Genomic DNA, 12,851 nt, shown 5'->3' on the forward strand with positions numbered 1-12,851 from the left:
AATCAAAGAATCATGAAAAATACATCTAAAATATTTAAGGCACTTTTGATGACTTTGATTTGTGGGCTTGCTTTGACAGCCTGTGATCAAAAGCTGGATGAAATGAATGTCAATCCTTATGGAATAGATCCTACGGAGGTAAACCCAAACTTATTAATGCCAACAATTTTGGCAGCATCTGCTCAAAATTATGCTAGTCTTGGCGTCAACGACTTGGCTGGCGCTGTACAACATACCCAGAAAAATGGCTGGTATGGAGGTCATAATACATATTCATGGGAAAATATGAGTTGGACTGGATGGTATGATATTTTAAGGAATAATGATCTGCTATATAATAGAGCAGTAACAATGGAAAGTAAATTCTTCCAAGGAGTCTCTTTGACGATGAAGTCATTTGTATTTGGGAATATCACTGATTTATGGGGAGATGCGCCATATACCGATGCATTAAAAGGAAATGAAAACTCTATGGACTTTCAATTTCCACAATTTGACAGTCAGGAAATCATCTACAAAGGGATCATTACGGATCTCAAAGCAGCAGTTCAGCTTTTCGAAAATGCAAATAATACTGGAGTAGTTCCTGCAAATGACCTGTATTTCAATGGAAATGTGGAAAAGTGGAAAAGATTTGCCAATTCACTATTGCTTCGGTATTACATGAGGATTTCTGTTAAAATGCCTGCTGAGGCAAAGGCAGGTGTGGAAGCTATTTATGCCTCTGGAGATTACATAAAGAATGCATCTCATGATGCTGCGCTAGATTATACTGGTGGGGCTAGCGACATCTGGCTCACTCGGCATGTAAAATTAAATCCAGATGATTTTACACGATATCAAGCCTCTCAGACTTTCTTAGACCAATTGATTGGGACTAATGATCCTAGGCTGACTGTTTGGTTTGCACCTGTAAGGGTTCAATGGGTAGCTGACAAAACTTTAGCAACTGCTACAGATAACAACATATGGAGGAACGGCGAGCCCTTGGGTGTGCTAACGTTGCCATTTGATGATTTTGTGGTATTGTACCCAAAAGATAAATTTACCAGAAGATATAATCCTGATTTGATCAGCTTAAATGATGCTCTATATGTAGGCCTACCCCCTGCTTTAGTGATACCCGAATCCTATAATGGGAACCCTTCGCCTGGTCAGGGTACTCACAATCAACATGTATCCACTTTGGCAGATATCTATCAGACTGCAGGGTCGACTGGAGATATTCTTAAAGCAAGGTTGATTTCTTCGGCGGAAGTAAGTTTCATTTTTGCTGAAGCGGCATTGAACGGTTGGTCAGTAGGATCTGCACAAGAGAATTACAATGCTGGGATAGAAAAATCTTTAGCAAGCTGGGGTCAAGCAGGTAAATTGTCTAAGTTTTTAGCTGAGGACGGAGTGGCTTTCAACAATACCCTTGAGCAGATTATGGTTCAAAAATGGGTTTCAAGCTGGACTGCAGCTGCTGAGTCTTTTGCGGATTACAAAAGAACAGGCTTTCCTTCTTTGGCTGCAGGTCCGCAATCTCCACAGCCACGCGTAGCATTGAGATTTCAATATGGAAATGATGAATACAACAACAATTCGATCAATATCAATAAAGCAATTGAAAACTTACAGTTAACTGACTATTCTGGAGGCTTTGGAAAAGACAGTCAATGGTCTAAGTCCTGGTTGTATCAGGGTACTACTACACCTTGGTAATTGTTGATAGTATTTTAATTGAAAAGCTGGTCTATATAGGCCAGCTTTTTTTATTTCAAAATTACTATACTATGAAACTGACTTTTCAATGTATTGATCAACTGTTGGTATTTAATCCGGCATGTAAAAGATGCTCATTTTTTAAGATCAACAGTAAAACACCCACAAAATAAGATGCCAGTTAGGTTAGATTATAAACCGATCAGCTTCATAGCCTCTCGTCTCAGTCTTCACCAAAAACACATCTCCACTTAAAGGATATTCTTTCAATTGGTCTGAACTCATATTTTCCTGAGCGCTGGTGATCAATAATGTATCTAGGTTTTCTCCACCGAAAGCACAAGATGTAATGTGCGGAACTGGTAGGTCAATTTTTTCGAGTAATTTTCCTGTGGTCGGATTCCAGCGATAAACTCCCGAACCTCCATAGTGCGCCACCCAAAGCATGCCTTCTTGGTCTATGCACATCCCATCAGGAAACCCCAAGTCATCGGGGATTTCTATAGCAACACGGTCATATTTAATTTCACCTTTTTCTAACTCAAAGTGGTAAGATTTGATCTTCCTAGTCGGCGTATCAATAAAGTAAAAAGTCTGATTGTCTGCTGTCCAAGCCATCCCATTTGAAATCGTCAATTGATCCAATTGCATCTCCGGAATCAAATCTTTCCCAACCCGATACAAAGACCCTGAGCCTTCGGTAAACTTTGTACTCATGGTTCCAATCCAAAGCCGCCCTTTCGCATCGCACTTGCCATCGTTGAAGCGATTAAGTGGAAGATCTGATTCTACTTCGGTCTGCCAAGTCAGGACTTCAGTGTCCAAATCGTAGGAAGCGATCTTTCGATCTAGTGCCAAAATCAATTCGCCCCCCTCCCCCTCCAAAATCAAGGTTAAACGATGAGGAAACGATTTGGTGTTTGTCTTTCCTGTGGCCAAATGATGTTCAAATAACTTCCCGTTTTCTATATCCACCCAAAAAAAACTTTGGCGTGATACATGCCAAAAAGGACTTTCACCGAGTAAGCATTGAGTGGGGATAGATGTAATAGTGTAGTTATTCATGGTTGAAAAGGTCGGTAAATTATTGATTGAGTTTTGAGGCTAAAATCAGGCTCGCGAAAATCATTGAAATTTCAAAAATCTTTAAGGGTCAAAGAAATCTCGTAAATCGCATATCTAAAATCTTCCATGACTATCGCCAATATTGAGATATTTTCTTTTTCAAAAAAGCCACAGATCGCTCCAGCTGATCCATGCCATCCACTCCGTCTTCTATGCTGATCCAATTGTCGAAACCTACCCTCTTCAATTCTGTGAAAATCGCATCGTAATCATTCATGCCTTTTCCGACTTCACCATGACTTAGTCTCGCTGCATATCCTTTTGCACCACCTTCTTCTTTTTTCAAATCTTCAATTGTGCCATACTTCAAAAATCGATCACTGGCATGCATAGTGACGACACGTTCGGAAACTTCATAAAGCAAGTCAAGCGGATCTTCACCCGCTAAAAAAGCATTGCTAGGATCGTAATTCACGCCGAAATTCGGATGCTGAATGCTTTTGACCAGCTTGGTGAAAAGTTCTCTTTTCTGGGCAAATTCCGGGTAATCCCAAAAGTCATCTTTGTAGTGATTTTCCAAAATAAGCGTAATCCCCAAGGATTTTGCATAAGGTAAACAGGCTTGAATAGACTCTGAAGCATATTTAATTCCCTCATCTTCGGAAAGTTCAGGGCGATACTGACCAGATAGAACCCGGCAGTATTTCCCACCAAGCTCGTCCGTCATCTCTATCCAACGCCTCTGTTTCTGAATTTCATTCTCTCGAAAAGCCTTGTCTGGATGAGTAAAATCTGGGGAACAACACATCATGGGGATGACCATTCCTTTATCCTCCACCATTCTGCGGAATTGACGCCAGTTTTCTTCTTTCTCCATTTCAAGGAACCCGGCATACCACTCCAGTCCATCAATTTCTAATCCTGAGGCAAGTTCTATCCATTCGGAAATTTTCATGCTTCCGTCCTTGCAAAGTGCATGCATAAAGGCTTTGGGGAAGGCGGCTATTTTTGGCATTGTGTAATGTTTTTAAGTTTGAATTTGTATGAGTTTTCTATCCGATTGAAGCAAAAGTCAGATGTGTTTTAGGAATTGGTAAATGCAAGCATTTAGGCCTCTTCTGTCTCCCGTCTTCTGTCTTCCAGCCTGATAAGCAAAGGCATTAAGGCAACTGCAATCTTTGGGGATAATCTCTCATTTATCTATGAGGAATTGTACTCGTGTCTTTGGGAGCATTTCTGCCAATCATAGGATATTGCTCCAGATCTATCACTTGTCCGCTGATCGGCCCACTTTCATCCGAAAGCCAATAAATCGCAGCAGCTGCTATTTCCTCTGGCCAAAGTATTCTACCAGCAGGAGCATACAATGCAGGCAAATCTTCGTACCAATTATCCGCTAGTCCATGTTCTCTTTTTCGCTCGATTTCCTTCTCTGTGAGTACCCAGCCGGGATTAATTTGGTTTACTCTTACGCCATATTCTCGAATAAGCACATCGCCTAGATTTCTTGTCATCGTCATCAAAGCGCCTTTGGAAATACTGTAAGCCAATAAATTTGGCTCTCCGCTCCAGGCATTCACCGAGCCTATATTTAAAACTGCTCCGTGACTATCTGCGAGATAAGGAAGTGCTGCCTGAATTAGCTGAAATGGAGCAATGGTATTTACCTCCAGAACTCTATTCAAAAATTCTTTGTCGGTAGTAATAATATTCGAGGGAACCACAAGGGCGGCATTGTTCACAATCGCATCTAAGCGACCCCAAGAATTAATGGATAAGTCCACTAATCGCTGGGCAGCGCCATCTGCTGAGATTTCTTCAATATGAAGCCTTGCATTTTTATCACCGAGTTCCTTTACCACATCCGCTCCTAGATCTTCTTCTAATCCATGGATGATCACTTTTGCACCTTCTGAAACAGCCTTTCTGGCAATAGCTTTCCCAATGCCCATCGTGCTTCCGGTAATTATAATGACCTTACCTTTTAACCGCATATTAAACTGGTTTTAGCACACTTTTCACCACTTCTCCACTATGCATTTTCTCAAAAGCTTCATGCCATTCTGTAATCGGCCAAACGCCTCCGATGATGGGTTTCACATCCAGAATTCCGCTGGCAAGTAGCCCAATGACTTTTTCCCAAATCGGCCAGTTATGACTGAAACTTCCTTGAAGTCGCACATTTTTTTGTACCAAAGGATCCAGAGAAAAATTACAGGGAGTTGGTCCCCATCCCACCTTGGTGATTTGTCCATTAGGTCGTACTAAATCCATTGCGATTTTTAAAGTAGAGCTATGTCCTGCCGCGTCGATAATCAAGTCTGCTCCCAAGCCATCGGTTTTTCTCGCCCATTCTGAAGCGTCATTGATGATCGGAGTGACACCGTAGCTTCTTGCAATTTCCAGTCTTCCGCGATCTTTTTCTAAACCCAAAATAGCTACATCACCTCCACAGATTTTCGCAACAGCTGCGCAAAGAATCCCGATGGTTCCTGGACCGATTACAATTACCCGATCTCCTGGTTTGATGTGAGAATTAACAGCTACTGCATTGTAAGCAACTGAGCAAGGTTCGGTGAGGCAAGCTTCTTCGAATGACAATCCAGCAGGCACACGGTGCAAACATCTAGCAGGAACTCTCACGAATCTCGTCATTGCACCATTCACTCCGTAGCCAAATCCTTTTCTGGTAGGATCCAGGTTGTACAAGCCATTTTTACTCATAGGGTTTTGAGGATCGATCACTGCTGCTGTCTCGCTGACTACGCGATCGCCTATTTCCCATCCAGCTACTCTGTCGCCGACCACAGCGATTTTGCCCCCAAACTCGTGGCCCAAAACCACGGGATAATTCACTGGCCATGAATGATCTGAGGTCCATTGATGCAGATCGCTTCCGCAAACGCCGACATTTTCTACTTCCAAAAGAATATCTTCATCCCCAATTTCTGGAATGGGAATTTCTCTGATTTCCACTGAGCCTTTTTTCTCTGAAAAATTAACTACGGCGGCTGATTTACCTGAAATTGACATAAAATAATGAGTTTAATATTTGTTGATAGTTTGAGAATGGATTGCTGCGCAAATCTTCCTTAAAGAGGCTTCGAGATCTCCATCTGCAGTTTTGAAAGCATCTGCGTCTATTGTCAGAGGCGCACCGAGAACCACCAGAGGAGCGCCGAATTGGGGACATTGAATCGCTTGCTCTAGAGTTAGTCCTCCAACTGCCTGAACTGGTACATTCACTGCCTTCACAATTTCTCGTAATTGATCGAGCGGACTCGGCATTCTATGGCCAGCTGCGGCAATACCTCTCCGCTCATCGTAACCGATATGATGAATCACATAGTCGCATCCCAGATCCTCTAAAAATCTAGCTCCCTCCACCATATCTGGGCATCCCAAATTGTCACCCATCACTTTCACTCCATAATCTTTTCCTGCCTGCACCACGCATTTGATGGTTTCGGCATGTGCTCTTGCCATCACGACTACATGAGTTGCACCAGCTTTCGCCATCATTTCAGCTTCCAGATAGCCTCCATCCATGGTTTTGAGATCGGCCACAATAGGAATTCCTGGAAAAGCTTCCCGCAATTTCCTGACTCCGTGAAGACCTTCAGCTAGAATAAGTGGAGTACCTGCTTCCAGCCAATCTACTCCAGCACGCAAGGCCAAGGCAGCCGTTTCCAGAGCCTCATCAATGTCCGTAAGATCTAGGGATATTTGTACTATAGGTTTCATTTTAGGTTTGTTTAAAAGTAAATCAATGAAAAAGAGTCCCGACAGCAATCAAGATTTGCTCAGATTTTTAAGATAGGTAAAAATGGAAAAGATACTTTCCTGTTTTGGGATGAATGGAGTGTTTTATTCTGTAAAAATAAAAAAAGTGTCCTATCTCAGTTTTTAATCCTGCTATTCAGGCACGGACAGAAATCCTAATTTGAGACATCGAATCAATGCATACTATTTTTCCATTGGGGACCTCCGGGAAAACCTCTGTGATCTCAGTGATTAAATCACTACCAAAAAAAAGCCCTAATCTGTTTTAGAAAAGGGCTAGCTAGTGTCCACTATAAAATCAGGACCAGGCTTTTCGTAGAAATTTTAGCCAATTACCATGCATGACTTTGGCGATGTCTTTTTCTGTAAAACCTCTTTTGCGAAGCAACTCTGCAATAGTATTAAGATCAGTAATTGTATTTATATCGTGAGGAGACTGTTCAGTACCAAAAGCTCCGTCCAGGTCAGAACCAATTCCTATGTGATTGGCATTCCCGGCTATCTGACAAATATGTTCCATGTGATCCAACACGGTGTTTAATGTCACATTTCTCTCTTTCGGCGTAGATTTACCTCTTTCCCACCCTGGGCTCAGCATCCAGGCATCCATGGCTGCACCGATCACAGCACCACGATCAACCAATGCCTTGATCATCTCATCCGAAAATTGTCTGTTGTGGTCTACCAGTGCCCGGCAATTATTATGACTTGCCCACACTGGCCCATTATAAATCTCCAGCGCTTCCCAAAAAGCCAAATCGCATAGGTGTGTAGTGTCTAAGATTATTCCCAGCTCATCCATTTTGCGAATTAATGCTTTCCCTTCCGCATTCAAGGGAGCTGAAGCATCTGTGCCGTGCGCATATCTACCAGGTCCGTAATGAGCAGGCCCAAGTGCTCTAAGTCCATATTCGTATGCTTTTTCTAAATAATCAACCGTCACAATTGAATCTGCTCCTTCGAGAGAAAGAATAAAACCTACTGGCTTTCTAGAATTATCTTCTCCATTTTCCCAAAGTGCGAGATGCGCATCCAATTCAACAAGATTCGTGATTTGTGCCATTTCGCCTTGTTGTACCATAGTCTGATACCAAGCCAACTGACCTTGACTTTGAGCCCAAGCTTGAGCCGGAGAATTCCAGCCAGGAAGCGAATTACCCGGCGCAACATAGCGAGCAATTTGCGTAGCGACGACCAAGCCTATATTACCTTCTCTCAAAGCTGGGAGAGAAACTATTGCATTTCCTCGATCAGGTTTGTCAGACATCCCCTTTTCTCTGGCATTGATTGCTGAAACGGATAATGTCAGGTCGCGATTCCATTCCAGTGCATTCATACTCAAATCAAGATGGGCGTCTATCGTAAACATATTTTAAAAGCTTTGAAGTATGAAAACAGTAGGAATTTTATGCAAGTCAAATGGAAAGTTCTTCCATTCTTCTGCAGTTTTGGTCAGGATCATCTCGTCTGATCCAGTGATATTTTTTGCAATGCAAAGCTTTGTCTGAGGAGAAAGCACCCGAAGCAGATCTTCCAGCAATTGATTGTTGCGAAAAGGAGTTTCCATAAAGATTTGCGCCCTTCTTTCACGAAGAGATTCAGCTTCGAGCTTCTTGATTGCTGCAGTTTTATCCTTCTTATCAATAGGTAAATAACCGTGAAAAGCGAAAGATTGTCCAGAAAAACCAGACCCCATCAATGCCATAAACATGGAACTTGGCCCTGAAAGTGGCACAACTTGAATACCTTTTTTATGTGCATGCTCCACAGCCAGAGCTCCAGGGTCAGCAATACCAGGGCAACCCGCTTCTGAAATAATTCCGATGTCAGCACCATTCATAAGGGGTTGCATGAGTCGGTTGATGAATTCCGACGAGGTGCCTTTGTCCAAGATCTCCATGTGAATTTGTTCCAGATTCACCCCCAATTTGAGACTGCTGATGTATCGACGTGCAGTTCGCATATTCTCCACTAGATACACTTTGGTATTCAAGATTACCTCTTTCACCTGAGGTGAAATGACAGCATCTTGCGTATTGTCTGCTAGTATATTCGGTATGAGGAAGAGTTTTCCTTTGGCCATTTTAGGTGTGTTGTTTTAAAAAGAACGGAAAGTTAGGTGAAATAGGACTTGCTGAGAGCAGAAACTTTCGTGAAATGTTCCAAGAAGTTGATTATAAGGTTATTTCAAAAACCTTCTGATTTCGTCAATCACCGCATCAGGTTGCTCAGCATGTAACCAATGTCCAGCGTCTGCGATGAATTCCACTTCATTGTGTGGGAAAAATGCATCAATGTCATCCAAATCTGACTGCTGAATGTAACTTGAATTTGACCCTGCCATGAAAAGTGTAGGACCTGAAAAACTTTGACCTTCCGGCAATGCAGTCCCTACCTCATTGATGTTCTCAGTGATTACGGGAAGATTGATTTTCCACATAAAACCATCAACATCTCTACCGAGGCTTTTCAACAAAAACTGCCGAACACCAATTTCTGGGATATATTTGGCTAATTCGTCGTCGGCTTCCTTTCTAGATTGAATTTCGGTAAGATCAAGTGAATTTAAACCTTCCAGAATACTCTGATGATGTACAGCATAAAATCGCGGTGCAATATCGGCAACTATCAATTTATCTACTTTCTCCGGATATTTTAACGCAAAGTTCATTACCGTTTTTCCACCCATAGAATGCCCCATCAAGAAAGCTTTTTTCAAGCCCTCATCATCCATAAGTTCCTTCAAGTCTTCAACCATTACCTCGTAATTCCACTCAGATGATTGAGGAGAATCGCCGTGATTACGTTGATCAACGAGGTAAAGCGTAAAGTTGTCTTTAAGCTCTTTAGAAATACTAAACCAATTGTCTGCTGAACCAAAAAGTCCGTGAAGGATGATTAATGGTTTTCCAGAGCCTAATTTCTTGAAATTTAACTTCATTTTAAAATTACGATTTTTGATTTTGGATTTACGAGACCCTATGAACCTCTTACCTTCATCTCAGTTCACTTACAATTTTATTTTCTCCTAGTTCCCATCCACTGACTACCTCTGGTCTTCTGTCTCCGGTCTTCTGTCTTACAGCTCAAGTTTTCGTCTATACATCTGAATCGTATTTTCCAGACCATAATAAAGCGCGTCACATACAAGCGCGTGACCGATAGATACCTCGTCCAAATATGGAATGCTTTGTTTTAGGAATGCCAAATTGTGAAGATCAAGATCATGTCCGGCGTTTAGTCCCATTCCCAATTCCCGCGCCAATTCCGCCACTTCTACATAAGGCTTGACTGCCGAATCTCGGTCAATATGATATTGAGATGCATAAGGCTCGGTGTAAAGCTCTACGCGATCTGTGCCTGTGAGTTTTGCTGGCTCAAAGTATTTGGTCTCCGGATTGATGAAAATCGAAACACGCACGCCAGACTCGTGGAGTTCAGCCACAATATCCTTTAGCATACTTTGATGAGTAATAGTGTCCCAGCCATTATTTGAAGTAATCGCCGTCGGTGGATCGGGAACAAGCGTCGCTTGGGCAGGTTTTACCAAACGTACCATTTCCATGAATCGCTGATCTGGGTAGCCCTCAATATTAAATTCTGAAGTCACCACTTTCGCCAGATCCATGACATCCTGATAGCGAATGTGACGCTCATCAGGCCTTGGATGAACAGTAATTCCCTGTGAACCAAAACGTTCTACATCTAATGCTACTTGCACTACATTTGGATTATCGGCTCCCCGCGCATTACGAAGGGTGGCGATCTTGTTAATATTTACGCTAAGCTTGGTCATATCCGAGTCGAAAAAGGTATTTTTGTCTGTATAATTAAGAAGTGTAACACAAACTTAGGACTAATGAGTTTAAAGCAGAAAATAGAAGGCGAAATTAAATCAGCAATGATTGCTAGAGACAAGACCCGTTTGGGAGCATTGAGATCTATCAAATCACTGATTCTTTTGGAAGAAACAAAAAGCGGTGCAAAAGCTGAGATTACAGAAGAAGATGAGTTGAAGTTGTTGACCAAAGCAGCTAAGCAACGTAAAGATTCTGCGGACATCTATGAGCAGCAGTCTCGTCCTGATTTGTATGAAGTGGAAATGGCTGAACTCGCTGTGCTACAAGAGTTTTTGCCGAAAGCATTGACTGATGAAGAAATCGCAGCTGCGATCCAAGAGATTATTACTAGGACTGGAGCATCAAGCCCAAAAGATATGGGTAAAGTAATGGGAGTTGCGAGCAAGGAATTAGCTGGCAAGGCTGATGGAAAAGTGATTTCAGAGAAGGTTAAAGCTATATTGAACAGTTAAGTTGAGCATCATAGATATCATTATCGTGATCATTCTTGGTCTAGGAACCTATGAAGGATACCGTAAAGGTTTCCTTCTTGGTGTTCTAGGGCTTTTTGGTTTCGTGATTGCAGTGATACTAGCACTGAATTTCATGGATCCTATGAGTGATTGGCTTGGAAAAAATGTAACCGAATTCAACCTAGGCTTTCCAATTATGGGATTTGTAGTTGTTTTTGTATTAACTCTTTTGTTTATAAAAGTTGCGGGTTGGATACTGAAGCAGCTCATGGATATGGTGTTATTAGGTCCCTTAGATTCCATTGTCGGAGCGCTCTTTGGCGCAGTAAAAGCTGCATTTTTTATTAGCCTATTTTTCTGGCAGGCTGGTTTATTTAAACTGGAAATGCCTAAAAAATGGACAAAAGATTCCGAAATGCTTTATTTCATAGAACCCATCGCGCCTGCAATAGTTGCTGCAGTGGAGCCATTTTTTCCAAATATAGAAGAGAGTTTGAAGAAGTTGGAAGAGGTAGTGGATAAGGTAAAAGATGCTACTACTGATTGATAATTTTGACTCATTCAGTCATATGCTAGCTGATTTGTTGAGACGGACTGGCGAAGAATTAATTGTGCTTCGCAATGATGTTTCGCTGAAAGAAGTCAAAAAATTGGAATTTGACGGTTTGTTGTTATCTCCTGGACCAGGCATTCCACGGGATGCAGGAAATCTCAATCAAATCTTAGCTCACTACCACGATAAAGTCCCCATCCTCGGAGTTTGTCTAGGTCATCAGGCTATTGGCGAATTTTTTGGAGCTACATTGAAAAAGAATTTTGTTCCAACTCATGGAAAAGTGCATCAAGTCAGAAAGAATATTTCTCATGCCTATACAGCTGGAATCCCTGAAACTTTTAAGGTAACACGCTATCATTCACTTCAATTACATAAGATTCCTGAGGAATTAGAAGTAATCTTGGAGACGCAATCAGGTGAAGTAATGGGTATTGCACATCGGAAACTTCCGATATTAGGAATTCAATATCATCCCGAAGCATACTTGACTGAGTACGGTTTGGAATTGGTGAATAATTGGGTTCGACTTATCACTTCAAAAACTTAAACCTTACTTAAATTATTAAATTTTGGGCTCATTTGAAATTCCCAAAATGCCAGAGAACGCCGGCTGGATCGTGAAGAAAAAACTCATTGCCCCAGTCGTTATGTTGAATTGTGCTCAGCTTTGTTCCCGGGAATTTATCTGGCAAACCCAGCACCTTGATCGCTTCCCAATAAGACTCCAGATCACATTCAATTTCCAAGAAGATCATAGAATTCTCACACCAGGATTTCAGATAGGCATCCTGTAGGTAGAAAGAAAGGTTTTCCTTGACTACCACTACAGACATCTTTTCACCGACTGATCGCACTTCAAAGCCAAGCACTTCATAAAAACGGATGCTTTCTTCGTAGTTTTTGGTACCAATAAATGTGCGAATAGATTTAGCTGGATGGATCATACGCCGAATTGTGTGAGATGATGATCAAGATGCTTATAGAAGAGTGTATTCCACTCCTGAGCAGTTAGTGGACCAAAGGACAGAGATTCTTTCCCTTCAAAATATGAAATTCCCAAGTCACGCGTTTTTTCCAGATAACCTATCAAAAGTGCTTTCTCAGTCTCAAAATCTCTACGCTCTTCGATTATGAACGCAGGAGCTGTACGTCCATTTCTAGGATAAGGCTTGTCACCTACAACGCTATTTTTGACAAAGATTTTCAAAATGAATCGCATAAACGCATTAGGCTTGGCATGTTTATCAGTGTAGGCCATTTCGTAAGCTACCGAACAATGAGCCATCATCTGATCCACTCGCATGATTCCCCAGCGTGGTGTAGTCTCTGGCGTGAGCTCATTTATCCTATCGATAAGCTCTTGGGTGATTTGAGGGTGAAAAATATTTTTCATAGTAGGCAAGTTTAGTTGCAACACCAAATTAAGGAAAG

Annotated in this window: 15 protein-coding genes; 4 read left to right on the forward strand and 11 right to left on the reverse strand. The window is 41.8% G+C overall.

The features are described from left to right. Positions 1-12 precede the first annotated feature (12 nt). Positions 13-1,704, forward strand: coding sequence for a SusD/RagB family nutrient-binding outer membrane lipoprotein (locus BVH02_RS13735; RefSeq protein ID WP_223271868.1), 1,692 nt, complete (start codon positions 13-15; stop codon positions 1,702-1,704). A 186-nt stretch (positions 1,705-1,890) separates the two neighbouring features. Here BVH02_RS13735 and BVH02_RS13740 read toward each other — a convergent pair whose 3' ends face one another. From BVH02_RS13740 to BVH02_RS13780, 9 genes are all read right to left on the reverse strand, one after another. Next, the gene (locus BVH02_RS13740) at positions 1,891-2,769 is read right to left on the reverse strand and encodes an SMP-30/gluconolactonase/LRE family protein (protein WP_086502032.1); all 879 of its coding nucleotides are present in this window, start codon (positions 2,767-2,769) and stop codon (positions 1,891-1,893) included. A 130-nt stretch (positions 2,770-2,899) separates the two neighbouring features. After that, positions 2,900-3,784: a sugar phosphate isomerase/epimerase family protein gene (locus tag BVH02_RS13745; RefSeq protein WP_086502033.1), complete on the reverse strand. Its 885-nt coding sequence runs from the start codon at positions 3,782-3,784 to the stop codon at positions 2,900-2,902. 181 nt (positions 3,785-3,965) lie between these two features. Next, a complete protein-coding gene (locus BVH02_RS13750; protein ID WP_086502034.1) occupies positions 3,966-4,763 on the reverse strand; it encodes an SDR family oxidoreductase in 798 nt (265 codons plus the stop codon). Between the two features lies 1 nt (position 4,764). Continuing rightward, entirely contained in the window at positions 4,765-5,802 is a 1,038-nt protein-coding gene (locus BVH02_RS13755) for a zinc-binding dehydrogenase (RefSeq protein WP_086502035.1), read from the reverse strand. Positions 5,803-5,814: 12 nt separating this feature from the next. Beyond that, a complete protein-coding gene (locus BVH02_RS13760; RefSeq protein WP_086502036.1) occupies positions 5,815-6,513 on the reverse strand; it encodes an orotidine 5'-phosphate decarboxylase / HUMPS family protein in 699 nt (232 codons plus the stop codon). Positions 6,514-6,850: 337 nt separating this feature from the next. Further along, complete coding sequence (locus tag BVH02_RS13765; RefSeq protein WP_086502037.1) at positions 6,851-7,921, reverse strand: dipeptidase; 1,071 nt, start codon at positions 7,919-7,921, stop codon at positions 6,851-6,853. Between the two features lie 3 nt (positions 7,922-7,924). Further along, positions 7,925-8,635: an SAM-dependent methyltransferase gene (locus tag BVH02_RS13770; RefSeq protein ID WP_086502038.1), complete on the reverse strand. Its 711-nt coding sequence runs from the start codon at positions 8,633-8,635 to the stop codon at positions 7,925-7,927. A gap of 99 nt (positions 8,636-8,734) precedes the next feature. Then, a complete protein-coding gene (locus BVH02_RS13775) occupies positions 8,735-9,493 on the reverse strand; it encodes an alpha/beta fold hydrolase (protein WP_086502039.1) in 759 nt (252 codons plus the stop codon). 138 nt (positions 9,494-9,631) lie between these two features. Further along, positions 9,632-10,348: a pyridoxine 5'-phosphate synthase gene (locus BVH02_RS13780; protein WP_086502040.1), complete on the reverse strand. Its 717-nt coding sequence runs from the start codon at positions 10,346-10,348 to the stop codon at positions 9,632-9,634. Between the two features lie 63 nt (positions 10,349-10,411). On the opposite strand from BVH02_RS13780, the gene BVH02_RS13785 reads away from it, so the two are divergent. From BVH02_RS13785 to BVH02_RS13795, 3 genes are read left to right on the forward strand one after another with little or no spacing between them, the layout of a single operon-like run. Continuing rightward, positions 10,412-10,864 (forward strand): GatB/YqeY domain-containing protein, encoded by a 453-nt coding sequence (locus BVH02_RS13785; RefSeq protein WP_086502041.1) that lies wholly within the window; start codon positions 10,412-10,414, stop codon positions 10,862-10,864. Between the two features lies 1 nt (position 10,865). After that, positions 10,866-11,411, forward strand: a complete 546-nt coding sequence (locus tag BVH02_RS13790) for a CvpA family protein (RefSeq protein WP_086502042.1) — start codon at positions 10,866-10,868, stop codon at positions 11,409-11,411. Beyond that, positions 11,395-11,967, forward strand: coding sequence for an anthranilate synthase component II (locus tag BVH02_RS13795; protein ID WP_086502043.1), 573 nt, complete (start codon positions 11,395-11,397; stop codon positions 11,965-11,967). Before BVH02_RS13790 ends, BVH02_RS13795 begins: the two co-directional genes overlap by 17 nt. A gap of 28 nt (positions 11,968-11,995) precedes the next feature. Here BVH02_RS13795 and BVH02_RS13800 read toward each other — a convergent pair whose 3' ends face one another. Further along, entirely contained in the window at positions 11,996-12,364 is a 369-nt protein-coding gene (locus BVH02_RS13800) for a VOC family protein (protein ID WP_086502044.1), read from the reverse strand. Continuing rightward, a complete protein-coding gene (locus BVH02_RS13805) occupies positions 12,361-12,813 on the reverse strand; it encodes a DUF1569 domain-containing protein (protein ID WP_086502045.1) in 453 nt (150 codons plus the stop codon). Before BVH02_RS13805 ends, BVH02_RS13800 begins: the two co-directional genes overlap by 4 nt. Between the last annotated feature and the right edge of the window lie 38 nt (positions 12,814-12,851).

Origin of the sequence: Algoriphagus ratkowskyi, assembly GCF_002150505.1 — a bacterium.
Taxonomy (GTDB): Bacteria; Bacteroidota; Bacteroidia; order Cytophagales; family Cyclobacteriaceae; genus Algoriphagus; species Algoriphagus ratkowskyi.